At 47.9% G+C, this 24,333-nt stretch carries 22 protein-coding genes, 3 pseudogenes and 1 riboswitch; of the genes and pseudogenes, 12 read left to right on the top strand and 13 right to left on the bottom strand.

From position 1 onward, the window contains the following. Positions 1 to 185 precede the first annotated feature (185 nt). Together AYR61_RS15865 and AYR61_RS05725 are read right to left on the bottom strand one after the other, a co-directional pair. Positions 186 to 1,118, bottom strand: a pseudogene (locus tag AYR61_RS15865) (NAD(P)H-dependent oxidoreductase); the annotation flags it as partial. Next, positions 1,115 to 1,678 carry an NADPH-dependent FMN reductase gene (locus AYR61_RS05725; RefSeq protein WP_056987053.1) on the bottom strand — a complete coding sequence of 188 codons (564 nt, stop codon included), beginning with the start codon at positions 1,676 to 1,678 and terminating at the stop codon, positions 1,115 to 1,117. The gene AYR61_RS05725 and the pseudogene AYR61_RS15865, both read right to left, overlap by 4 nt. A gap of 263 nt (positions 1,679 to 1,941) precedes the next feature. Between AYR61_RS05725 and AYR61_RS05720 the strand changes: the two genes are divergently transcribed. From AYR61_RS05720 to AYR61_RS05705, 4 genes are all read left to right on the top strand, one after another. Further along, a complete protein-coding gene (locus AYR61_RS05720; protein ID WP_056987054.1) occupies positions 1,942 to 2,868 on the top strand; it encodes a LysR family transcriptional regulator in 927 nt (308 codons plus the stop codon). A gap of 2 nt (positions 2,869 to 2,870) precedes the next feature. After that, on the top strand, positions 2,871 to 3,824 hold the full coding sequence (locus tag AYR61_RS05715; protein ID WP_056987055.1) for an FAD:protein FMN transferase: 954 nt from the start codon (positions 2,871 to 2,873) through the stop codon (positions 3,822 to 3,824). 16 nt (positions 3,825 to 3,840) lie between these two features. Then, complete coding sequence (locus AYR61_RS05710) at positions 3,841 to 4,269, top strand: MarR family winged helix-turn-helix transcriptional regulator (protein WP_065902096.1); 429 nt, start codon at positions 3,841 to 3,843, stop codon at positions 4,267 to 4,269. A 289-nt stretch (positions 4,270 to 4,558) separates the two neighbouring features. Further along, entirely contained in the window at positions 4,559 to 5,002 is a 444-nt protein-coding gene (locus AYR61_RS05705; RefSeq protein ID WP_065902095.1) for a GNAT family N-acetyltransferase, read from the top strand. Positions 5,003 to 5,042: 40 nt separating this feature from the next. Here AYR61_RS05705 and thiW read toward each other — a convergent pair. The 3 genes and pseudogenes from thiW to AYR61_RS05690 all read right to left on the bottom strand — a co-directional run bounded on the left by thiW (position 5,043) and on the right by AYR61_RS05690 (position 8,256). Beyond that, positions 5,043 to 5,493: pseudogene (gene thiW, locus AYR61_RS05700) on the bottom strand (energy coupling factor transporter S component ThiW). 21 nt (positions 5,494 to 5,514) lie between these two features. After that, positions 5,515 to 6,696: a putative hydroxymethylpyrimidine transporter CytX gene (gene cytX / locus AYR61_RS05695; RefSeq protein ID WP_065902093.1), complete on the bottom strand. Its 1,182-nt coding sequence runs from the start codon at positions 6,694 to 6,696 to the stop codon at positions 5,515 to 5,517. A 100-nt stretch (positions 6,697 to 6,796) separates the two neighbouring features. Further along, a riboswitch (TPP riboswitch) is annotated at positions 6,797 to 6,898 on the bottom strand. A gap of 440 nt (positions 6,899 to 7,338) precedes the next feature. After that, on the bottom strand, positions 7,339 to 8,256 hold the full coding sequence (locus tag AYR61_RS05690) for a metal ABC transporter solute-binding protein (protein WP_065902091.1): 918 nt from the start codon (positions 8,254 to 8,256) through the stop codon (positions 7,339 to 7,341). A 384-nt stretch (positions 8,257 to 8,640) separates the two neighbouring features. On the opposite strand from AYR61_RS05690, the gene rpsN reads away from it, so the two are divergent. Next, positions 8,641 to 8,910, top strand: a complete 270-nt coding sequence (rpsN, locus tag AYR61_RS05685; RefSeq protein WP_054707440.1) for a 30S ribosomal protein S14 — start codon at positions 8,641 to 8,643, stop codon at positions 8,908 to 8,910. Between the two features lie 340 nt (positions 8,911 to 9,250). Here the strand turns inward: rpsN and AYR61_RS05680 are convergent, their stop codons facing one another. The 5 genes from AYR61_RS05680 to AYR61_RS05660 all read right to left on the bottom strand — a co-directional run bounded on the left by AYR61_RS05680 (position 9,251) and on the right by AYR61_RS05660 (position 14,119). Continuing rightward, positions 9,251 to 10,033: an ABC transporter ATP-binding protein gene (locus tag AYR61_RS05680; protein WP_065902089.1), complete on the bottom strand. Its 783-nt coding sequence runs from the start codon at positions 10,031 to 10,033 to the stop codon at positions 9,251 to 9,253. Further along, positions 10,014 to 10,979 (bottom strand): FecCD family ABC transporter permease, encoded by a 966-nt coding sequence (locus tag AYR61_RS05675; RefSeq protein ID WP_156770462.1) that lies wholly within the window; start codon positions 10,977 to 10,979, stop codon positions 10,014 to 10,016. Before AYR61_RS05675 ends, AYR61_RS05680 begins: the two co-directional genes overlap by 20 nt. Before the next feature lie 73 nt (positions 10,980 to 11,052). Continuing rightward, positions 11,053 to 11,934 carry a heme ABC transporter substrate-binding protein IsdE gene (isdE, locus tag AYR61_RS05670; RefSeq protein ID WP_054707446.1) on the bottom strand — a complete coding sequence of 294 codons (882 nt, stop codon included), beginning with the start codon at positions 11,932 to 11,934 and terminating at the stop codon, positions 11,053 to 11,055. A gap of 1 nt (position 11,935) precedes the next feature. After that, positions 11,936 to 12,835 carry an NEAT domain-containing protein gene (locus AYR61_RS05665; protein ID WP_065902085.1) on the bottom strand — a complete coding sequence of 300 codons (900 nt, stop codon included), beginning with the start codon at positions 12,833 to 12,835 and terminating at the stop codon, positions 11,936 to 11,938. Further along, on the bottom strand, positions 12,836 to 14,119 hold the full coding sequence (locus tag AYR61_RS05660; RefSeq protein ID WP_065902084.1) for an NEAT domain-containing protein: 1,284 nt from the start codon (positions 14,117 to 14,119) through the stop codon (positions 12,836 to 12,838). Between the two features lie 335 nt (positions 14,120 to 14,454). On the opposite strand from AYR61_RS05660, the gene AYR61_RS05655 reads away from it, so the two are divergent. The 5 genes and pseudogenes from AYR61_RS05655 to AYR61_RS05635 all read left to right on the top strand — a co-directional run bounded on the left by AYR61_RS05655 (position 14,455) and on the right by AYR61_RS05635 (position 19,793). Further along, a complete protein-coding gene (locus AYR61_RS05655; protein ID WP_065902082.1) occupies positions 14,455 to 15,603 on the top strand; it encodes an NADPH-dependent FMN reductase in 1,149 nt (382 codons plus the stop codon). A 29-nt stretch (positions 15,604 to 15,632) separates the two neighbouring features. Then, the gene (locus AYR61_RS05650) at positions 15,633 to 16,094 is read left to right on the top strand and encodes a PAS domain-containing protein (RefSeq protein ID WP_065902080.1); all 462 of its coding nucleotides are present in this window, start codon (positions 15,633 to 15,635) and stop codon (positions 16,092 to 16,094) included. 171 nt (positions 16,095 to 16,265) lie between these two features. Further along, positions 16,266 to 18,598 (top strand): annotated as a pseudogene (locus tag AYR61_RS05645) (ABC transporter ATP-binding protein/permease). A 494-nt stretch (positions 18,599 to 19,092) separates the two neighbouring features. Then, positions 19,093 to 19,464: a hypothetical protein gene (locus tag AYR61_RS05640; RefSeq protein ID WP_054707467.1), complete on the top strand. Its 372-nt coding sequence runs from the start codon at positions 19,093 to 19,095 to the stop codon at positions 19,462 to 19,464. Positions 19,465 to 19,466: 2 nt separating this feature from the next. Beyond that, a complete protein-coding gene (locus AYR61_RS05635; protein ID WP_054707470.1) occupies positions 19,467 to 19,793 on the top strand; it encodes a helix-turn-helix domain-containing protein in 327 nt (108 codons plus the stop codon). A gap of 164 nt (positions 19,794 to 19,957) precedes the next feature. On the opposite strand, the gene AYR61_RS05630 is transcribed toward AYR61_RS05635, so the two are convergent. The 3 genes from AYR61_RS05630 to AYR61_RS15150 all read right to left on the bottom strand — a co-directional run bounded on the left by AYR61_RS05630 (position 19,958) and on the right by AYR61_RS15150 (position 22,715). Beyond that, positions 19,958 to 21,154: an SAM-dependent methyltransferase gene (locus AYR61_RS05630; protein ID WP_065902079.1), complete on the bottom strand. Its 1,197-nt coding sequence runs from the start codon at positions 21,152 to 21,154 to the stop codon at positions 19,958 to 19,960. Between the two features lie 263 nt (positions 21,155 to 21,417). Continuing rightward, on the bottom strand, positions 21,418 to 22,197 hold the full coding sequence (locus AYR61_RS05625) for a glycosyltransferase family 8 protein (RefSeq protein WP_065902077.1): 780 nt from the start codon (positions 22,195 to 22,197) through the stop codon (positions 21,418 to 21,420). A gap of 350 nt (positions 22,198 to 22,547) precedes the next feature. Next, entirely contained in the window at positions 22,548 to 22,715 is a 168-nt protein-coding gene (locus AYR61_RS15150; RefSeq protein ID WP_156319223.1) for a hypothetical protein, read from the bottom strand. A gap of 238 nt (positions 22,716 to 22,953) precedes the next feature. Between AYR61_RS15150 and AYR61_RS05620 the strand changes: the two genes are divergently transcribed. Together AYR61_RS05620 and AYR61_RS05615 are read left to right on the top strand one after the other, a co-directional pair. Next, positions 22,954 to 23,271 (top strand): winged helix-turn-helix transcriptional regulator, encoded by a 318-nt coding sequence (locus AYR61_RS05620; protein WP_065902076.1) that lies wholly within the window; start codon positions 22,954 to 22,956, stop codon positions 23,269 to 23,271. A 29-nt stretch (positions 23,272 to 23,300) separates the two neighbouring features. Further along, positions 23,301 to 23,957: a YoaK family protein gene (locus AYR61_RS05615; RefSeq protein WP_065902074.1), complete on the top strand. Its 657-nt coding sequence runs from the start codon at positions 23,301 to 23,303 to the stop codon at positions 23,955 to 23,957. The last annotated feature ends 376 nt before the right edge of the window (positions 23,958 to 24,333 follow it).

Genomic DNA, 24,333 nt, shown 5'->3' with positions numbered 1-24,333 from the left:
CTGGTCGTTGCGTCAGCAGCACCATCCGCAGCATCGTCCACTGGCGCACCGGTGGCTTCAGAAGCCGCGGTGGTCGTATCAGCAGCGTCTGACCCGTGCTTTGACGCACCGCTCATGACATCCGCAAAGGCACCCTTTTCAAATAAGCCGATAATGTGTTCCACACTACCCGTAAATTCGATGGTGCCAAGGTAGGACCCGTCTACATCACGCAAGGCATAGTACTGAATCAGTGTTCGATGACCGTGCATGATCAATGGCCGTTCGACCATGTCCCGTGAGCCATCCTTGAAACTATTGATGATGGCTTTGACAGCAGGCAAGGCCTTCGGTGGGTGACATTCCTCGACGGTTTCACCAATTTCATTCACGTGGCGGACGTGCTCACGATTTGGTTTATCGGAGTACCAAGCAAAGTGGTCGGTCCGGTCAATTAAATCAATTTCAAACGGAATGGTACTAAAAATCTGTTGGGCTTCCTTAAAGGTCAGCCGGCCAGTAGGGAAGTTAATATAGGCTTCGTTGACGAATGGTTGTTTCAAAGTCATAAGATCATCCTCCTTCGTACGATTTTCTAAGGCATCAATCAGTTGAACAAAGCTGGTAAAGCTTTCTTCCAGGTTCTTCACAGCAGCGGCATCGGTAATGTTGCCGTCCTTGGTGAAATTGCTGGCAGCTTTGCCAACTAGTACTTCATGGCCGGACAACACGGCGGCGTTACAGTCAGGTGAAGCCAGAATGGCCCGCACTTGTTCCTGTGCCCGCGACGTTGCCTGTGTCCCGTAAGACACGCCAACGACCATCGTTGGCTTTTCCTCTAAGATGTTCTTAGGGTTGTAGAACAGCCACTCAATGGCGCTGATTAGCGCCGCTGGAATGGCGTGGTCGTACTCGGGACACGAGAAGATCACCCCGTCCGCGTTCTTCACGGCCTGTTTGAACTGCCAAACAGCCATGGACTGTTCTTCGTAGGACAGATCCTGGTCAAACGCTGGTAGCTGAGCAATTTCCAGCACATCAATGTCAGCCAGCTGCTTGAAATGTTTCTTCATGTACTTTAGCAGCAGACGGTTATAGGAAAAGTCAGCGTTCGTGCCGACAATGGCAGCAATTTTCATTTAGCGGCCTCCTTTTTACCCATGTTCTTGCGTTCAGCAAACGTCAAAAAGTCGCTGAAGCAAGACTCGAGAAACTTAACAGTCCCAGCGTCCTTCAGGTCACCGTTGTCATCAAACGCGGTGTCGCCGTTACCCAGCATAAATTCGTTGCCCTGCCAGGCTTCCGCGTTGACACCGGGCGAGTTCAGGATGCCGCGCAAGGCCATCTGGGCACGCGAGCCACCCTGTGGCTTCGACGAGACGCTGACGATCATGACGGGTTGGTTGGCGAACGGATGAAGATTGTAGGACAACCATTCGATAACGCTCTTCAGTGACGAGGCCACCGTGTGCGCGTGTTCGGCGCAACTGATAATGACCGCGTCCGACGATTCTATTTGGTGCGCCAGGTCAATGACCGACTGAGGGTCACCGCCCGGATAGTTTTCATTAAACATTGGAATCTGGTCGATGTCGGCCACCGTAATATCCTGGTCGTCAAAGTGACGGGCCATGAACTGTAAGAGTTTGCGGTTAGACGAGTGTTTCGAGTTTGATCCAACAAGTGCCGTTATTTTCACAGTTTTCACCTCAAATAATGGAGTTAGTACTGACACAACGCGGGTAAGTCCCCGCGGCCAACGTGTTTAAGAAAGTGAGCTGGTTGGCAGGTTGATGCGCCCAGCTGTTATTTGGTGAGCATAAAATTAAAACGCTTTCTTATCTATTTTGACACTACCATTATGCAACGGCTAATCTTGTTTGTGAAATAGATTCTTAATTGAAAAACTATGCCGTTTTTGGCATACTATAACTATCTACCACGTTTGAAGGGGGTTATTTCGTGAAACAGTTGGAACGTGAACGCCAAATGATTCAGATATTAGAGGCCATCCAGGCTTACGGCAATGTCTCACAGGCCGCTGAAGCACTCTTTATGACCCAGCCCACGGTTAGCAAGATCATCCGCAATCAGGAAAAACAGTACGGAATCTCGTTTCTCGACCGAACCGAACATCCGTTAAAACTCACCTACGCCGGAGAATTTTACCTCGACCGAGTCCGCAAACTGGTTGCCGATTATCAAACCATGACCCACGACCTCAATAACTTTGCGGATAACCGAGTCGGCCGACTCACTATCGGCGTCAACCAATCGCTGGCCCAGGTGGTGTTGCCTGCCGTGTTGCCTGAATTTCACCGGCGCTACCCGCAGATTCAGGTGCAGCTCAGCGAGAAAACGTCTGCTACAATGGAAGAAGAAGTGTTGAACCAGGAACTTGACCTGTACGTCGGCATTACGCCAGCCTATAACGAACGCCTGCACTATCAGCGACTGTATACCGATGGCGGTGCGCTACTGCTGCCAAAACAGTGGGCAATCGAACACGTACCCGAAGAACAACTGGACATCAGCCCACTGATCAACGGCAAGGACTTCGTTGTCGAAACTGAGCGGACCGGCTTTCAACGGATCGTAAACAGTTATTTGACCAAGTACAACGTCCGGCCGAACATCGTACTGCGCACCGCCAACATTACCACCGCGATGAGTCTCACAGCCGGTGGTATGGGTGCCACGATTGCGCCACAGTCGGCACTCACACCGGAATTATTGGCACGGACCCAGGTCATCAAATTGACACCCACCGCATTACAGTGCGACATCGCCATCGTTTACAACAATCAAAATGAGCCGACAAAACAGGCGCAAAGCTTTATCGACCTAGCAACCAGAATTTTTGAAACCACACACGAGGAGCGCGACTAATCTTGCTGCATAAAGAATTTTACGGACTGGGCACGGCCATCAATTTGACCGTTGCCGAACCCGCTACTGAAGCCGACATCACTGCCGGTTTCCAACTCATTCAACACTACGAAGACCTGCTGACCGTCAACCGGAATGAGTCTGAGGTCATGTCCATCAACCACGCGGCGGGCGACCACGCCGTTGGGGTATCGCCCATCACCTACCTGCTGGTCAAACGAGCGGTGGCGGTGAGCGCCATGCACCTTGGGTTTAACGTTGCCATTGGCCCGCTCGTTAAACTATGGGCCATCGGGTTCGACGGCGCTAACCTGCCCAAGGACGCCGACATTCAAGAACGGCTGCAGCTGATCGACCCAGACAACATCGAACTCAACGATGAGCGCCAGACCGTTTTCCTGACAAAAAAAGGCATGGAACTCGACCTGGGTGCCATTGCGAAGGGCTACATTGCCGACGCCATCAAAACGCTGTGGCTGCAACGCGGCGTCAAAACGGGCATCATCGACCTCGGCGGCAACATTCTGTTAGTCGGACCCAGCACCCATGACGACCAAAAATGGCGTGTCGGGATTCAGAGTCCGGACGAAAAACGGGATGTGCCAGCTGGCGTCCTAAACACTGCTGAAAAATCGCTGGTCACATCTGGCATCTACGAACGCTTTCTCGTCATTGACGGCCAAGAATACCACCACATGTTTGACTCGCACACCGGCTACCCGATCAAAAACGACCTGGCCAGCGTGACCATCGTCAGCGACCGCTCCATCGACGGTGATATTTGGACCACCCAAGCGTTTTATCAAGGCATGGAAAAGGGACCGGCGTTGATCGAAGCCCAACCGGGACTTGAGGCTGTCTTTGTCACTCGGAACCACGAAGTCGCCGTCACAAGCGGTCTGGAAGACACCTTCCGCTTAGTTGATAGTGAATACCACATGATCAGCACCCACTAGGATCGGAGGTCATTAAATGGAAGATGACGTTTTAAAAAATATCGGCACGATTGCGCGCGCACTGGACGCCATTGCCAACGTGGAGTTCAAACAATTCGACCTCACAAAAGGCCAGTACGTGTACCTCGTGCGCATTTGCGAGCATCCTGGTATCGTCCAGAGCCACTTGGCCGAACTGGTGAAGATCGACCGTTCCACCGCTGCCCGAGCCATCAAAAAACTGGAAGCAAAAGGGCTAGTTGAACGGCGCAAACAGCCCGGTAACGATAAGAATAAGGCACTGTTCGCAACGGATAAGGGCATGGCCGTTTACCCAACGCTGAAACGGGAAAACGACTACTCAAATGAAGTCGCCCTGACCGGTATCAGTGAAGCCGACCGGCAGAAATTACTTGAACTGACGAACCAGATGGCACAGAATGTTGGGGCTGATTGGACGCTGTAGCGTAGTGGAGCCGGTCGGCATTGCAGGTTGTGGTGTCGGTATTAGTTAGCGACCGTTTTGGGGTCGGCTACTAATACGGGAGACATAGGAAATCCTTGAATTTCTGAAAGGAAATTCAATAGCTCCGAAGCGACCCCACCTCAGCCTGCAGGGCCGACCGGCGGAACGAAGCGGCATACAAGATTTATATAAATCATCTAATTCTACACGTTACAAATAGTTTTAGTTGCATTTACCACAAAATAGTTTTATACTCGATGCATTCATTTAATTCATGGGAGGAATGCGTATGCTTCTTATCAAACAAACTGATGAACTGACACCCCAACAACTGATTACCATCCTTAAAGCCCGTGTTGCGGTCTTCGTGGTCGAGCAAAACTGTTCCTATCAGGAAGTGGACGATGATGATTTCGACGACCTGCACGTGGCCCTTTTTAACGATAATGGCGACCTACAAGCCTACACCCGAGTCATGAATAGAGACACCGAAGTAAATTTCGGTCGGGTACTGGTTGTTGACCAATTTCGGAAAGATGGCCTTGGCAGAAAAATCGTCCAAGAAACGCTGGACGTGATTGCACAACGTTTCCCGAATAAGCCGATCAAGATTCAAGCGCAGGCATACCTACAAGAATTCTATGAATCATTTGGGTTTGAACCTAAATCTGATGTTTATCTTGAAGATGATATTCCACACTTAGATATGGTATTAATGCCAAAACAAAACTAAAAGCGATGTCCACCGGGTTACTGGTGACCATCGCTTTTTTTCATTTCAATCGATCCATTTGCGGTTTGATCACCGTCGCCCACATGCTTTTCAGCACAACGTAGGCAACAATCACGCCAACCAAAGCACTCAAGAAAAAGCTCGGGACAAACACCCAAAGTGCGCCCTTCGTTCCCAGAAATAGCGCAGCAATCGGGTAAGCCACAAAGGCGCCAATAATGCCTGTGCCAATGAGTTCACCAAGCACCGAACATGCTGCCGGGAAACGCCAGAATTGTACCCGTTCCCATCAAGTTGCGGATCAAGGACGTTAAAAACGCTTGCGTGGTTGCCAACCATGGCCCGAGTAACACGCCTGAAACCACATTGATCAAATGTTGCATTGGTGCCACCTTGGCAACACCGACCGTAAATTCAAATAAACTGCCACCAATAACGCCCAGTGCCACCAGCACCGACGTCATGGCGAGATAGTAAACGCGTTTTGTCATGAGACCAAATAACCCCTTTGTCTAGTCCAGCAATGGGTATTTCCTAGCCACCAGACCAGTCAGGTAGACGCCGACACCCAAAATAAGCGCCAGGAAGAACGTTGTCCCCAAAAAGAAGTCCAGTTTCTGCAGCCAGGAATAGCCCACCACACCAATTAACCACCAAACAAAGTTCAACCATACGGCTAGCCGTGCGTGCATGAAGAACACACTGACGAAGAGGATCGCAAACAACGGCGCAAAAACGGCCCCAATCGCGTACAGAAAGTTTTCGTAGTACGCCATAGAAACGCCCAGCGCAATCACCAAACCAAGCACAGTAACGATGATAGTAATCACATTAACGCGCTTGGCTTTGACCAAATTAGCAATGTTCGTTGCTGCCGAATAGGCGTCCATGAATGTTGTTGTGACCGTTGAAAACACAATGATAAACAGCGCAATCAACCCCAGTTTTGTTTGCGACAGAGCCACTGTAAAATTGGATTCACCGGTTAAAATAACGGTGAACATCCCCAACGCAAACATGCCGAAACTGGCCACAAAGTAGCCGCTGACACTGGCCAAACTGGCCTGAAACGTTTTGTCAGTATGCTGCGTGTAGTCACCGATCAGCGGCAGCCACGACAGCGCCATGGTCACACTCAAATCAACAGCCGACCCGAAACTCATGGGTGCCAAATTGGACGCAGTGTGTCCGCCGCTATGGGCAATGATCGTCCATAGGATCAGCAGCATGCCAACGGCTAACAGAATAACGATTGCGTTGTTAATTTTGAACAGCCAGTTGTGATCCATCAGCAGCCAAACAACGATCAGAACCGCCACAATCACTGACATCACCACCGCAGACTGGTAGTGGAATAGCGTTTTAGCGATTCCGTTCATCGCCTGTTGTGCGTTGACGATCATCACCGCCGTCCAGCCCAATAGTTGAACCGCATTTAGAATCGAAAACAACCCGACGCCAGCGCTGCCAAACACTGAGCCTGTTGCTTGAATCGCCGTCTGGTCTCGCTTAGCCGACAAATAGCCAACCGGCAGCAGAAACACAAAACAGCCAATCAAATGCCCCAGCAAAATCGCCGTCAGCCCTTCCAGCCAACCCAGCGGCGCTACCAGCGTCCCCGTTACAATTTCAGCGATGGAAATCGCGGCCCCCGCCCACAACAGGAACAAACCGCTCAACTTCGTGTTACCCAAGTGAAACCCTCCTCATTTTAACTGCCATCGGACGCTTTAACCCAAAAAATCTCTCACTGAATACGGTTAACCGCAACCAGTGAGAGATCCTTATTTTACCCGATGGATGTCGACACTTTCCTTCGCAAGAATTAACTTAACAGGTTCGAAGGGATCAGAATTTCTTCTATCTCAGCCATTTCTGGCACCCCTAGTGCGTTTTCAATTTAGTTTAATTTTATCGGTTTATTTGTTTCTGTGCAAGTCTGTAAAATGATGGTGTTAAACGTCCGTTGCATTCCGCAATTTGGCACGACGCTGAAGTGGCTCGCGATGAAGCTAATTCGATTTCTGCTGTGCAGCTCTCGAATGGATCTTCATCGTCTCGCACATCAGTAACCGACCAAAGTACGGTCGCCAACTGATGTCGACACCACAGCGCCGTGCCAAATTACTACATTCCACTGACATTGAAATTACTTTTTCCACTTGTTAACTATCGAAATATAATCAAAGACTGTTTGCAGAGAAATCCGCCCTCGACTGTGCCTAGCCTATTAACAGCATTGCTTCTCATGGCGTGGTGACTGCCGGTTGTTCTCAAGTCATAATTGAATGGACTCATTTTTCATGACTATTGGTTAACCAGACACAGACATCCCGCTATTTTCCGACTTCAGTCTTCAAAATTTTCGTCAACTGCCGGTACTGACTCATCATCCACTGATCGTAATTCTTGCCAGCTGGCAATGTCTCTGTGACTTGTAACACCGGTACGTGGTTGGCCTTTGCCAGGTTCATAATATTTTTCGTTGTCTTGCTGGTGACCTGGCTGTTGTTGACAAAGAAGGCAACCTTGTGGTGTTTAATGCCCGCCTGCATTGCCGCAATAGACTTTGGCGATGGGTCACTTTCGTTTTCAATAGCCTCTTCAAATGACTTGTTTGCGACCTTAAAACCAGTTGCTTCCAACGCATAGTCGAAGACCGGTTCGCTGACGTACACGCGCTTATTCGGCAATTTTTGGGCTAATTGTTTGATGGTTGTGATCTCAGTCTGGATATTTTTCAGTGATTTAATGTAGGTCTGCGCGTTTTTCTCGAAGTAGGCTTTGTTCTTTGGCTGCGCCTTCGCAAAGGTTGCTACTAGTTGATTTGCTAGCTTCGGCATCGTTGCCGGATTATACCAGATATGCGGATTGTCGCCGTCTCTTTTACCCATTAGATCGTCGCCGACCTTGATGTTAGTCGCTTTACTATTTGCCGTCAGCTTTGTCATCCAGCTATCGTAGCCGATACCGTTTGCGACCGTCACATCCGCCGCGTGCACTTGCTTGGCCACAACCGGTGTTGGCTCATAGTCGTGGGGATCCACTGATGGTTTATTGATGATTGAATGCACCGTCCCCTTGTTGCCCAACACAGCCTTAGCCGCGCCACCATAAAAATCAGTACTCGTGACCACATCGATTTTGTGGCCGTTACTACTAGTCGACGCTTTCCCGCAACCGGTCAAAGCGGCACCAACCCCAATCAGTGCTGCTATCGCGACCAAACTACGTTCTAATCTACCTTTAAACATACCAATAACCTCCAAATGATTTTAAATAGTAATTATTACGTTTTAAAGGTTACCAAAGTCAACCAGTTTTGTAAATAGTAAATGTTACGTTTTACAAATTCGTAAGCTATTTACTTGCTTTAACAACGACTTTCAGGCATAATTCTAAACCGTAACCGTTATTCTTTTTGAATATGGTAGATTGTTCGTGATCATTTTATAGAGTGTGTAGCAAGGCGCTTTGAGGGCGGAGCGTAAGTAACTTTCGGTAGAAAATCCCGGTTTTGGATTTTGTGCCGGAAGTTACTTACGCAGGAGCCCTCAGCCTTGCGGAACACGTTTCGGCACGGTGGCCGAGAAAACCAACACCATTACCCAAACACTACATCATTAGGAGGCCAAAATTTGGCAAAGAAATCAAAAATCGCAAAGTTCCAACGGCAACAAGCACTAGTCGCAAAGTACGCTGACATCCGTCGGCAACTCAAAAAAGAGGGTAACTACGAAGCATTAGCTAAGTTACCAAAGGATTCAAGTCCAGTCCGATTGCACAACCGAGACAGAATAGACGGCCGTCCCCACGGCTATATGAGAAAGTTCGAAATGTCACGATTGAACTTCCGCAAGTATGCGCATTTAGGGCAGATTCCGGGGGTTAAGAAGGCTAGTTGGTAGTATAAGAGTGTGGAAGGGGGCGCTTTGAGGGCGGAGCGTAAGGCACTTTGACCCGAAAAGTCCGGGCCTGACTTTTTGGGTCGAAGTGCCTTACGCAGGAGCCCTCAGCCCCCTGGAACACGTTTCGGCTACGTTGCCAAAACCAGCGCAGCAACAAGCACTAAATCAACGAAAACCCACTCCAAAAAACTTGGAAGGTTCACTAAATAAAGTAAGCCCTCCGCATAAAAAGCATCAAACACTATTCCTAAATAAAAATCCCCAAACCTCCAAAGAAAAAGCGTTCCGAGCCCGGTCAAAAAAGACCATCCTCGGAACGCTTTTCGTATATATAAGTGTCCTAATCAAAATCCTGTCCAACAACCTCCGGCACTTGAATCACATACCGCCCGTAATCCGGCAGGTCCACAATCCGAACAGTCATCTCAAACACATCACTCAACAACTGCTCATTAATCACATCCTGCGGCGTCCCAGCCTGAACCAGCGCCCCATTTTTAATTAGCCAGACCGCATCACTCACCTGCAACGCCTGGTTGATATCATGCAGCACCAAGATAACGGTCATGCTCTGATCCTGTTGCAGTTGTTTGATCAACGCCATCAATTCGCCCTGATAGCGAATGTCCAAATAGGTCGTTGGTTCATCTAACAACAGATAGTTCGGTTCCTGTGCCAGGGCCATCGCGATCCATACGCGTTGCTGCTGACCACCAGAAAGTGAAGTCAGTGCCCGGTCAGCGTATGCCGTTAATTGAACCTGATCTAAAAACGGCGCTACTTCAGCATCCGTCACCGTATCCAATAACCCATGAAACGGACGTCGGCCGATCTTAACAATTTCGCGGACAGTCATGTCATCGTATGTTTGGTGTTGCTGACTCACAACCGCAATCTGAGCGGTCCGATCCTTCAAACTATAATCTGCCGACGGCTTATCAGCCAGCAAAATTTCGCCCTCACTAGGCATTAACTGACCATCCAATAAGTTTAAGAGTGTCGACTTACCCGCGCCATTTGGCCCCAAAATCGTCAAAATTTGGCCTTCTGGTACTTGGGCAGTGAAGTCTTTTACCAGCGGGTGATCCGGAGTATACGCAAAACTAACGTGTTTCAGTTCCACGGCCAAGACCCCCTTTCAAGACAAGCCAAATCAGGAATGGGCCACCAATGACAGTCATTAATGTGGCCACAGGCAGTTCACTCGGTAAAATAATCAGCCGACCAACCGTATCACAGATCAAGAGTAACCAAGCCCCACTCAGTAACGAAAATGGAATCAACGTCTGATAATCATGCCCAACCAGTTTTCGCGCCACGTTGGGCACAATGATGCCGACAAACGGAATTGTGCCCAAAACCGACGTCACTGTTGCTGACAAAAAAGCCACCAGCGCCAGTAAGCCCACGCGCATTGTTTTCACGGGAATGCCGACTGTCATGAGTTGTTCATCCGATAATTTTAGATTATTGGCCCACGGCGAGAGGATCAGCGCCAAGATCAAGCCCACACAGCCGACAAGGAGCAACATCAGCGTTGATGACCACGTGATGCCGTTGAGACTGGTATCAGAGGTCACACTGATGCCCTGTGTAAATAGGGTATTGAAGCCCTGGAAAGTCAAGTTCAGCGCCACCCCAACAATAATCAGCATATACGGTTGACTCAGGGTTCGCCGGTTGGTCAGCAGTGCCAACGCGACAGCACCCCCTAACAATGCCAACACCAGTTTTTCAAACGGTAACGCCGGCAACACAAAGCCGCCCAGTAAAATGAACAAGTCGCCCGCACTCGTCACCCCGAGAATCGTTGGGTCAGCCAACCGGTTTCGGAACACCGATTGGCTTAATGCGCCGGCCACCGCGAGGACACCACCGCCAACCATACTGGCGATGATCCGCGATAACCGAAACGTCAGGATATTGTTTAAAATGGCTGGCCGTTGACCCGAAAATGCCTGCCAGATCTGTGTTGGCGTGTAGAAGGTCACGCCGCACATCAGCGCGATGACGCAGGTCACAATGAGGCCGATCAAGACCACGGTGTATGCCCAGCCTGCTTTTGACATTTGGTAGTTCCTCCTTTTTGTCATATGTATAGAATAAACCAGACGTCCACAACGAACATCTGGTTTAATCATCCTATTTCGCTGGATACAACCAGTTTGAAACCAAGCCCAGTGCCTTTGCGGCATGCATGTTCGCTGTCGCATCGAAGTTTGGCTCCTGCAGGTCATAGACCCGTTTTTGCTGCACCGCTGGCGTTTGTTTCCAAAATGATTGCTGCTTAAATTCAGTATTGAATTGTTCGGTGACCATCGTCGGCATCGCGTGTTCGAGGCGTAAGATCACCTGGGGCTTAGCCTTAGCAATTGCCTCATCACTGGGTTGCACATAGGATTGCGTCTTTGACGAAAAGACGTTGTTCCCGCCAGCCAGCCGAACAAGGTCGCCTACGTATGACTTGTTGGTGCAGATCATATAACCGGCCCCTGGCAGCCCCATTAGGACTAGAACGCGCGGTTTAGTTTTGCCCGCGGCCCGATTCTTAGCCTTCGTTTCAGCCTGATTGATCTCGCTAACGGCAGACTTGGCTTCCGACTTGCGGTCATACTGGTTACCCATTTGTGTCAGCGTTGACTTCAAATTAGCAACGCTCTGTAACGATAAGAAATGCGGCTTAATATGCTGTTGCTTAAACGACTTGCCAAACTGATCCTTCAACACACTGACCGCGTACACCGTGGTCGGGTGCGTTGACGCAATCTTTTCCGCGCTCGGACTCATCGGACTGCCAATGCGTTTCACGTTTTTGTAGCGTGCTGGCATCTTATTTGCGGTTGTCGGCACCCCCACCAATGGGAGTTTTAGCCGATTCGTAATCTGTACGATCCCGTATGTGGTTGCGACAATGCGCGCGTTCTTCGACTTAGACGACGTGGCATGGATGGCCAACGCGCCCGCAATTCCGCAAACAATGATGATGCCGATCACGATACCGGCAATTTTTCGAGGCGATTTCACCCTAATTCCCCCCACTGTGACGGCCACGGCCGCCGGTGAACCAGAAGGCCCCGCCGCCAACGACCACGATGATCACAATGATGCCGACGATCAACACGGGTGTTTTCGACTTGGGTTGACTCTGATCCTTTTTATCTTCGGCCTTCGCCGTTTGGTTTGGCGTGCTTGAAGCCCCAACACTACTTGAAGCGCTGCTAGAACTAGAACTGGCTTTGCTGCTGTCCTTCTTAGGCGCAACACTCGCACTAGCCGCCTTTGAACTACTCTCGTTCTTGGCCTTTAACGCACTTAAACTACTTTCGTTTGGTTCACGATTACTTGCAGATTGGCTTTTTGTTGCAGTCGATGATTGACCCTTGCTGGGCTGCGTGCTTGCAGTCGATGATTGACCCTTGCTGGGCTGCGTGCTTGCAGTATCAGCCTTAGTCGTTACCGCCGCGCTGCCTTGCCTCGCCAAACTAGGGAGACCGGCCGTGCTGAATTTAAACGTGATCATGTGATTGGCCTTGTAAACCTTTGGCACATCAATGGCTAGCTTCGCATTGATCCGTTTTTTTAGGTTCGTGGTCGTAAACGAGTAGTACAGGTTAGAGTTACCAGCACTATCCTTCACCTTACGCACGTTTTGCGGTTTGCCACCGTTGACGGATAAGACCTTAACGGGATAGGACGTCAACTTCTTCGCCGTTTTAATGCGCATGGTAACAACGTACTTATGATTTTTGACGGTGACACTAGTGGGATGAACAAAGTAGCCGCTGGCAATCGACGTCTTGTTGGTGCCGTATGTTAAAGCTTGATAACTAATGGATTTCGCGTAGGCCGTTTGCCCTTGAATGCCGATCAAAACCGCAATCGTCATCACAAGTCCAATTAACCAACGTGTCGCTACTTTTTTCATTTATGCATGTCTCCTTTTGTAGATTGTAAAGCCGATCAGGGATGCGACGGCCAAGAAGCCAAGCATCATGAGGCTTTGTTGTTTTTGTTCGTTTGTTTGTGGCAGGTAACTCTTGCTTGATGAACCCGTGGCATTGTTGCTGCCTGGGTTGACGGTTGCTGTAGCCTTTTTGTCTGGTGAAGTGGCCGTGGCTGTGGTGCCTGAGCCGTTGCCGTTTGTTGTGGCTGGTGAAGAAGAATCTTTTTTATCAGCACCAGTTGAACCGGTATCAGCAGAGGCGGCGTGACTGAATTTGAATCGAACACCGAAGTCTTGGCTGATATTAGCTACTGGGACGGTGACGTGAATCGTCCCATCAATGACGTTATTTAACGCATCTAAATTATCAATGTCAAAACTATAAGTAACGGTATAATTGCTACCTGACGTCCCATAAGTTACATTATGAGCTTTCTGCCCGTCGATTGTCAATGGAACAACGCCTTTACTACCCATACCGAGACTCTTGGCATAGCTAACTTCCAACGTTACTTGATATTTGTTGTCAGCAATTGGTGTGATCTTAGCAACGTGAGTGTAGTACTGGTCGGCGATTGATTTACTGTTACTGTCAGCCTGAAGTACAACGTATGTCCATCCTGTAGTTGGATCAACTGTCTTTCCTGGAATAGATGAAGATTGACTTGGCTGACTAGAAGATGAAGAACTTGAAGAACTACTTGAGCTAGATTCTCCGGTCGTCGATGTATCGTTAGAACTTGCACTACTTGATGCTGAGCTACTCTCGACAATGGAGCTTGAACTCGAAGATGATGAACTATCTAGATCAGGTACACCATCCCAAGTAATATGAAGGTCTGCACTTACATTCATCTTCATCGGTCCAACAACAATATTAAATCCTAGAACAACAATTGGCGATTTATCAGAAACACTGAAGTTCCAATGGCCTCCACCATCAGAATCAGTAGCGCCCTTAGTTGCCTCTACTCCATTTGCGGTAATACCTTGAATATAGGAATAACCTTTAGAGGAAAAATCAATATCGACGTCATACTTATCCCCATTTAGTGTGACCGTTGCATTTGCAGGAAAGTATTGTTCCGCCAGTGACGGAGTTGTCGTATCCGTTTGATCAACTTCGATCGGCACACTAATCGGCACACTATATGTAGTCGAACTACTATCCGCATGCGCCTGCGTAGTCACCGCGCTCATCCCCAGCGCAAAAAACACCAGCGCCCCAAGGATCCCAATAATGTTTCTTAACCCCTTTAACCTCATTTTGTTTCCTCCTCACAACGAATACATATATCCGTAATAATTATTAACTCGATTTTAGCATATTTTATAGAATATACGCCCCATTATTTTGTATATTTTTGAACAATTCATTTATCAGGTGATTAGAACCAGTCTAAATAAAAGCGTTAACAAAATAACTATCGTGCAAAATTGTGCTTACGTCAACCGAAAAGCCTTATTGTAGCAACTTTTCTCAATATCTATTTTTAGAAACCTATTTTACGTATATACGGAATACGGTTGAAATATTTTCGGAATAAACTATAATCAACAGTGTAAAGGGTTACATTCTTCTTTATAAAGGAGGGGTCATATTGAAATTAGTTGCCATTGTCGGAACGAATTCGCAAAAACCTTACATCCGTCAGCTGTTAAATTACCTGAAAACACACTTTTCAAGCGACGCAGACATCACGCTTTGTGAGATAAACGACATTCCGCTTTTTTCTGAGGATATTAGTGAAGTTCCTAGCAAGGTTTCAGCCATTTTTGAAATTATTACTGCCTCAGATGGGGTAATCATTGGCACCCCACAGGTTCACCATGCCATTCCATCAGCCCTAAGTTCCGTGCTTGATTGGCTGGCGGTGGCGGGCCATTCGTTTAAAAACAAGCCAACGATGCTGGTTGGCGCATCCCTGGATGACCAGGGCGTTGACGACGCACTCGACAATCTTTCAACTATTCTACGGTCGCCCGAACTAAATGCCGGGTTACTCACCGGTGATCAGTTTGTTCTGACCGACGTTGCTGCCGCCTTTAACGGTGACGAGCTGGCTGATCCATTGGCCGTTAAGTGGTTAGACCACTGTTTTAACAAATTTACCGGCTATATGGGCTTCAATTACGTGCCAACTGGTGACACGCAGCTAGACGCCACGACCAGTGCGTCAAAGGACACCACGCCAGATTATTCGTCTGACCTCGACCACCCTGTGAAGACCGATGCGACTGCGAGCGCATCGAAGAAACCAGCTGGTGGCCTCGACTATTACTCTGATTTGGATGCACCGACACAGCCGACGACCGACACCACGACTGGTGCTTCTGAGTACACTGATGCGACCTCAAGTGCTTCAAAGGATACGGCGTCAGATTATTCGTCCGACCTCGACTACCCGGCTCAGGCCGCTGATGCCACGACTGGTGCTTCCAAACAACCGGCTGACGGCATGGCCTACTCGTCTGATCTAGACACGCCGGTGGCTGCGGGAACGGATGCCACTAGAGGTGCTTCCGAGAAACCAGCAGATGCCACTACTGGCGCATCTCATAAATCGGACGATGGGCCCACCTATTCTTCAGACTTAGACGATCCAAAGCCGGAAACTGACACCAACACTGGTGCTTCCGAACACGATGATGCAACTACGGGGGCATCAAAGGAAACGACCAGCGATTACTCTTCTGATTTAGACCAACCGGCTGCGGCTGATGCCACGACCGGTGCTTCTGAACACTAACAACGCTTCACATATAGGAGGAAATTAACATGACTGATAAAAAAGTGACTTTAGACGGCAATGACGTTTTACACTTCCCCACTGGCGATATTCCGTTGGAAACCCTGCGCGTCCTGTTGAACACCCTGCCCTTCGAAGTTGACTTTGTGGACGCCACCGACCATTTCAAGTGGTTTACCGATGACGGCAACCGGATCTTCAGCCGGACGCAAAAACAAGTTGGCGAAGAAGTGCTGGAATGCCACCCAAAGCAAGCCAGCGATAAAGTGGAACAGATCCTCAAGGAATTTCACGCCGGCACCCGTGACCAATTTGAATTCTGGCTGCCACTAAAGGGTAAGATGGTCTACATTTCATACTTCGCTATCCGTGATGAAGACGGCAAGTACCTTGGGTGCTTCGAATTCACCGGTGACATCGCGCACCTGCAATCGATCAAGGGGACTAAGATTCTTGAAAACAGCCGTGATATTACGGTTGATAAAAAGTAAGACACTGCTAACTAAAGGCACTGGCCATTGCGGTCGGTGTCTTTTTTGACTAGCGCGTTCTTCGTTGACTTTCCAATCCCAACCCCTATAATCAGAATTAAACAACTGTGTGAAATCGGTTACATTATTGGTTTTACCCACACATCCGTTTCAAAAAACGGAGGGGATCACATGCTCGAACTGCAACATTTAAAAAAATACTATCAGGTGGGCGACACGAGCACGAAGGCGTTAGATGATGTGTCCGTCTCATTTCGGCAACAGGAATTTGTCGCGATCCTTGGCCCCAGTGGCTCTGGGAAGACCACGTTATTAAACAATATTGGCGGGTTGGACGTCTATGACTCCGGCGATTTGATTATTAAGGGAAAGTCCACCAAGGAGTTCAAAGCCTCCGACTGGGACGCGTACCGGAACAACTCGGTCGGCTTCATTTTCCAAAGTTACAATCTGATTGGTCACCTGGGCATCATCGACAACGTTGAGTTGGGTATGACACTCAGTGGTGTGCCCACTGCCGAGAAAAAGGAAAAGGCCATTTCAGCGCTGAAACGTGTCGGGTTGGAAGACCATATGTATAAGAAGCCGAACCAACTGTCTGGTGGGCAAATGCAACGGGTGGCCATTGCGCGGGCGATCGCCAACGACCCGGAAATTTTACTGTGTGACGAACCGACCGGCGCATTGGATACCGAAACCAGTCAAGAAATTATGCAGATCATTAAGGAACTGTCAAAAGAGCGCCTCGTCATCATGGTCACCCACAACCCCGACCTCGCCGACCAATATGCCGACCGGATCATTCGTTTCGAAGACGGGAAAATCGTGGATGACACGAACCCCTACAATGAGCTGGAAGAAAACGAACAGTTTCACCTGACCAAGACGAAAATGACCTACTGGACAGCGCTAAAATTGTCGTTTACTAACATCCGCACTAAGAAGGGGCGAACCTTCCTGACGGCGTTTGCCTCCAGTATTGGCATCATCGGAATCGCAGTCGTTCTCGCCCTGTCAAATGGGTTCCAGAAACAGATCGATCAAACGCAATCCAATACCCTGGCCCAGTATCCAGTGACGATTTCACAGACTGCCACCTCCCAGACCCGGCCAACGACACCAGCAAAAAGGAACATTTTTCTAAGGAAAAGTCCGTCGTGGCGCAAATCAGTGACCAGGATAAGGCGCAACATACTAATAAAATCACGCAAAACTACGTAAACTATGTGAAAAGACTCAATCCAAAATACAGCAAGAACGTCGGGATCACGTACACAACCGGTATGAACTTGCTGCGCGATGTGAACGGTAAGATCAAGCCGGTCCAGCTGTCTAACGAGAGTCAGTCTAAATCTAGCGGCCTGAACATGTCGAGCGCACTGGCGAGTTCAGCGGGCATTGGTGTTTCCTCCTACCCCGTTGATAATCAGGGCAAGACCAGCTTTCTCAAGAAGCACTACAAAGTGATGGCCAGCGCCTACCCGACTAAGACCACGGATGTCGTTTTAATTATTAACAAGGACAACTCGACGAACATCAACGCGCTGACGAATCTGGGCTTCAAGGTGAAGAATAACCAAAAGGTCGACTTCAACAAGATCGTTGGTACGACGTTTAAGACCGTCGACAACGACACCTACTACAAGTCCGCAGCCGGCATGTTCCTGCCGAATACCGACTACAAGACCATGTACAGCAACAGCAGCAACAAAACGTTGCGCGTCGTTGGTGTCCTGCGGGTCCGGTCGGCAAATGAGGAGAATATTCTGGCAACCGGTTTTGCGTACAGCGACAATTTGACCAAGGCGTTGGTCGATCAAAACGCGAACTCCGCCATCGTCAAAGCGCAGAAATCCAGTTCACGAAACGTGCTAACCGGCGCCACCTTGAGTGCTTCTGTGGACAAGACGCAGGTCATTCAAGCCCTCGGCGGTTCCAAGACACCATCGAGCATCATGATCTACCCGAATAATTTCAAGAATAAGGATAAGGTGCTCAGTTATTTGAACGCCTATAACAAAGGAAAATCCAAGGCCAATAAGGTCATCTACACCGATATGGCCGGTTCCGTATCCAAGCTGACCGGTGGCCTGATGGACGCGATCACCTACGTGCTGATTGCGTTTGCCGGTATTTCGCTGGTCACCAGTATGATCATGATCAGCATCATCACGTACACCTCCGTACTGGAACGGACGAAAGAAATCGGGGTCCTCAAAGCACTGGGTGCGCGGAAGAAGGACATCACCCGGGTGTTTGACGCCGAAACCGCCATTCTTGGGGTGGCCTCGGGACTCATCGGTATCTTCATCGCATGGGCTGCGACCTTCCCAATCAACATCGTGCTCAAGAGTATGACCAATTTGAGCAACGTCGCGCAGTTGAATCCTGTGGCGGCCATTGTGCTGATTTTGATTAGTACCGTGCTCACCGTTTTGGGCGGGCATGTGCCGGCACGGATGGCGTCGAAGAAGGATGCGGCGACGGCTTTGAGAACGGAGTAGAGTGTGGAGCAGGGCGGTTTAGGGGCGGTGTGTAACGGTCTCTGGTCTAAAAGTCCGGGTCTGACTTTTAGACCAGAGACCGTTACACGTTAGCCCCGTGCCCTGCGGAACACGTTTCGGCAATGAGGCCAAGAAAACCAGAAGTCAAAAAGCACACAGTGATTGAAAAGTCCGGGCCTGACTTTTGGTTCAGCGTTCTTTACACGAACCCTCGTTTCCACCATGAGGCAGAGAATGCTTTTCTAAACTAGCCAAATAATAGGCAAATTCACCAAAAAAAGCGCTTAGCAAGTATTAACTACTAGGCGCTTTTTGTGTTGTATAGACGTTAGAAATGCGTTCATTGCTAAACTAAAAAAACAAATGTCTCTCCTAAAACGTCTTTAACTATTGTAACAATTCAAATGATAACTGCAGTTCAACAGTTTGTTCATTTCAGTTGCAATACTATGGCAATATCGTATACTTGATTTGCCTTGAAAAAGGAGAACCATATGTCCAAAATTAATTTCAGATATACCCAGGCCTTCAACAATGAATGGCAGAAACTAGGCTTATCAGAACTAGATAAGGTGTCATTAAGGCTCCAATTTATCAATTACTTAAAAAACACACCAGATAATAATTATGGTAGGTCTTTTCCAGGTGATATGATTCCTCACACAGGTGGTGCCATAAAGATGCGTTTTTCCGCTAATATCGTAAACTATGGAAAAAGTGGTGGGTATCGTATCATCTACTTTATGCCATTCAATGACGAATTGCTTTTTTTCAAGGTTTATAGCAAGCACAGTCAAGAGACCCTGTCGGATTTTGAAAAGAACACAATGAAAAGCTTCATTCGACGCTATAAAGGAGCCCATTAATCATGCAGAAGAAAAAAGAAAGTACGATATTACAGAGCATCAAAGAATTAGAAGACGAGCAAAACGGTCTGCCAACAAACATTGAAACCGTCACAATGGAAGTCCGGGACGTCCCTGATTACAAACCTGATGACCTAATCCGTATTCGCAAAAAAGTTGCAGGAACTAAACAGCAATTCGCCGCATTATTGGATATTTCCACCACTGACGTTGAATCATGGGAGAACGGCAGTCATCGCCCCAGCGACGTTGCTAAACAATTTTATCAATTATTAGACGAGGATCCTCATGCACTAGATAATGTGAGCACAGAGCACCACCCAGAGTAATTATAAAATATTATTAGCGTGTAAAAAGCGTGTTTAGATATCATTTCTAGACACACTTTTATTAAAAATAATCATAGGAACGAAAAAAATCCCGTCGACCCAATCGTCAACGAGATTTTTTTAAGTTGTTACATGGTATTACAGTGTTTTAGACAAAGACGATACTAGTTCGTCTGCTTTGCCTTACTATCCTCATACATGTAGTCCCGAGTCATCGGCAACCCAGTCCCACTAGGCTGCTTCGTCAACAGGTACTGCATCACGTCGATGTTACCAGCTTCAAATGAGCCGGCACATGCTTGAAGATACATGTCCCACATCCGGGCAAATTCTTCGCCGTACTTGTCAACGGCCTTATCGAAGACCTTGAGGTAGTTGGCGTCCCAGATTTCGAGTGTCTTTTGGTAGTGACGACGCAGTGGTTCCAAGTCTGCCAATTGCAGCTTAGCATCCATCACGTGAGTCAAGTTTTCAGCCATGTTTGGAATGTAACCGCCTGGGAAGATGTACTTGCTGATGAATGGATCCATCCCGGCACCTTCGTGTTGACCGGTAATCCCGTGGATCAATGCGCGACCATCATCTTCCATCAGATCACTGACCTTCTGGAAGTAGGTGCCCAAGTTTTCCTTACCAACGTGTTCGAACATCCCAACGGAGGTCACGTAGTCGAATTTGTCGTTCATCTCACGGTAGTCTTCCATGATGACGTCGACTTTACCTTCAAGGTGACGTTCCTTGATCTGTTGTTTCGTGTAGTCGTACTGTTCCTGGCTCAACGTGATCCCAGTAGCGTTCAGACCGTACTCTTCGGCGGCCGTGAACAGCAATGTGCCCCAACCACTCCCGATGTCTAATAAGCGCTTGCCTGGTTCTGGCTGCAACTTCTTGATGATATGGTGCACCTTGTTCATTTGGGCTTGTTCCAACATGTCGTCTTCGTGTTCGAAGTAGGCACATGAATAAGTCATGGTGTCATCCAACCAAAGTTCGTAAAAATCATTCCCAATATCGTAGTGAGATTGGATGTCCTTTTCACTAGCTTTCTCAGAGTGACTCGTTTTTGGTAAGTGCTTCAAAAATGGGTTGTTTGTCAAGAAACTCCCCGTGTTGCTGAAGGCGGCAGTGACCAAGGCTTGAATGCTGCCATCGATTTCAATGTCCTTCTTCATGTACGCTTCAGCTAACACGCTAGTTGGTGACGCAGTGACTTCCTTGATAGGAATATCTCTGTTGATCTTGATTTTAACAACCGGATCGCCCTCACCATAGTTTTCCGTTTTACCATCCCAATATGTGACTGCAACTGGGATATTAAATGCGCGACTAAGTAATTGACGATATACTGTTTTCTCTAACACCGATTTTTCCTTCTCTCATGCAAGTTATTTAGATGACTAAGCATTAGGACCTAAATTAATCAAAAAGATTTCATTGTACTTATATTTATTGATTATCTAATAAGAATAGTTGTCTTTTTTAATTTTGTCAAAATATTTGGCCGATTTTTCTTTCGCCGCTTTCAAGTTTTGACACATGTTTGTAAGTGTCTAATTATATAGAAGCAATTTCATCAAATATGGGTGGGTTGTTGCAAAAACGACATCAGTCCTGACGCTTATTTTCACTCGCTAATCTGCGCTTGTTGATAATTTTTTCCTAATGGTCCGGCGTATTCCGGCTGCCACGGTTTTGGTTGCCGTTGATAGTGCAACAATCGCGTATGAGCTGCGATCCACTCAGGTGTTAAACCACCTTCTAGGTAGTTTGCGTAACTCGGCACATCAAAATTCCAAATTTTATCGTCAATTGGCGTCACCTGATTGCCGTAAAGACCGTTTAAAATGTCCTGGTCAACTAGTGGCAGATCCTCATGAGTAGTGATGTAGGCCGTAATGTCCCGAAAATTAATCAGCTGGCGAACGCGATCCAAGTCAATCAAAAGCACACCAGTATTGTAATAGGCGTGATTGATCTGCATCCGTTGGCGATTCTCAAGTTGTTGGTCTTGATGAGCGGCAGCCGCAAATGGGCGTCCCTGCATGTCTAACTGCCAAAGCTCATCTAGAGGACCCTGAGCCAGAATATCAGGATCAATATAGAGCACCCGGTGAAGTGTCTTCGGGAGAATTTGCCCACTTAGAAGCCGGAAATAGGTTTCAACTGGATACTGAGCAGTGATCGGCGCGTTGCCGAAAACGGCTGGGATTGCTTGGCAGGCGGTGAACGTCATATTGTGGCCAGTGATCCAATCTGACAACGTTTTGAGTTGTGTCGGGTCGATTTGGCGGTGAATCAGCCAAACGTGGATGGGTTGGGATTCAGTTTGATGGATTGAGTTGAGCAGTGTTTTTAGAGGTGGGATATAGGTTTCGTTGACCGTTACTAGGAGTTCAATGGGCATTTTGGGGGCCTTCTTTTTTGGGGTTTAGGTCTATTATAAAGGCTTGAGTTGTCGGTGACTGGGGAAAATAAAAGAAGCCTGTGATTGCGGCTTCTTTTTTTGGGAGGTGAATTTATGCAGTTTTTTTACTTTTAGACCCAGAACCGGTTTGGTTTTCTTAGTTTATCTAGCCGAAACGTGCTCCAGAAAGCAAAGACTTGCACTAGTTTGGTGCTCTTATTCTACCTAGCCGAAACGTGCTCCAGAAAGCAAAGACTTGCACAGAAGGGCACTCTGATAACGAATCCAGGCCCGGGATTCATTATCAGAGTGCCCTTCTGCTCCAGTCTTTAAACGCTTTCTTCCGCACTCTATATTCTTCCATTAATCATCAAATCCACCGTAGCTGCCTGTGGCAACATCGGCAGATGACTCTGTTTTTCGACCTTGACGTCTTTATTGCTCTTTTTAGCCAGATTTTGAATCAATCTTTGTGCAAAGTTACTTGTCATACCTGTAATTAACCATGTTCGTTTCATTTTTTAGTATCCCCTTTACAACAATCGATTTCCAGAAAATTAGGCAGGAGAATGAGCCTGCCCATGCACGATCACCGTGCTTTTGCTTGAGAATATAATACCCCAAAATCCAGTAAAGTCAATGTGCCTGCTTGGATTTTGAGGAACTTTTTCGTAGGTTCAACCAAGTTGCTTTACTGGCAACCTTTGCTTGATAACGGTAAACTTGCAGGTATCTGATAAAAGGTAAGTGATAATCTTGACGAAGCATGATATCAGCGTCAGTACCCGCGTTGGTTTAGAACTACTCAATAATAAGTGGTACGCCTTGATCCTCACAAATTTAACAGCTGACTTTTCTGATTTCATGATTTTACGCAAAAAGATTCGCGGCATTTCAACCTTGAACCTGCTCTTGGCCCTCACTAAACTCATTAGTTTGGGACTAGTGGCCGATGATGACGAATATGCCTACCGGTTACTGCATGATGGTGTTGAAATGCAGCATATTTTGTTCAGTCTTCATGACTGGGGTAAGCAACAGCTTAAGGCGTTCGGCGAGGCAACAATGCGTTAGGTGCTGTTACTAAGAGGGGGAAATGATTCATGACACTTGCAAAACCACGATATGACCGGCTATTAACCGGAGCGTTGCTCGCTGCCACCGCGGGCGGTTTGGATTCCTACACCTACTTTACGCATGGCGAGGTGTTTGCTGGTCTACAAACTGGGAACTTGATTCTACTTGGCAGCCACATTGGCCTTGGAAACTGGTCACGGGCGAGCCACTATTTGATTGCGATTTTGATGTTTATGGTCGGCACGATTGTCGCCAGGTTCATCCAACATCGTTATCATGAAGGGCTTCGAATGAGTCGGAAAACGTTCATCGTAACCTATGAAATTGTATTGATAGTGTTGGCTGGCGCATTCGCAGCGGTCATGCCAAATATGGTATCTGTTGGCTTGTTATCAATGGCAGCGGCCGCCCAACTCCAGGAATTTCGCCAATTGAAAGGTAAAGGATTCACCTCACTCATGATGACAGGTAACCTCAGAACTTTTGCCGAGGCCATTTATGATGGTATTTTTAAACGCGACACAATGGCTTGGGACAACCTAACGACTATCGGGACGATTCTTTTTGGATTTGTCGTCGGGGCGGCGTTGAATGGCCTGCTAATTGGTATTTTTCACGGTCAAACAATTTTCCTATCCGCCATTATTTTAGTGATGACTGTCATCGCAAGCCACAGGGGCTAAGAGAGTCACAACGCAGTTAACAGGAAGGCCATTGCATCCAATATCGATTCAAATTGTAACTAATCGTCTTTAAAAATAGGTACCAGGGTCACCTCTCATGGATGATCCTAGTACCTATTTTTGTGGGTTTTCAGCTTTTCGAATCTGCACTTCACTGCGATTTTTGTTAGCTGGTTGCCTGCATTGCTATTTTTTGATTGTGCCTGCTCTTGGCACTGGTTGGGACGCGCTTTTTGTGGCTGACTTTCTTGGCTGCCACGCTGAAACGTGTTCCAGAAGGCAGAGGGCGGAGCCTTCTTCCACACTCTGACTTTCTTGGCCGCCACGCCGGAACGTGTTCCAGTAGCCCCTTAAACGCCTTCTTCCACACTCTTTT

Origin of the sequence: Secundilactobacillus paracollinoides (assembly GCF_001702155.1) — a bacterium.
GTDB classification, from domain to species: Bacteria; Bacillota; Bacilli; order Lactobacillales; family Lactobacillaceae; genus Secundilactobacillus; species Secundilactobacillus paracollinoides.
Note: the sequence above shows the minus strand (reverse complement) of the source record. Positions and strands in the feature narration are given on the sequence as shown.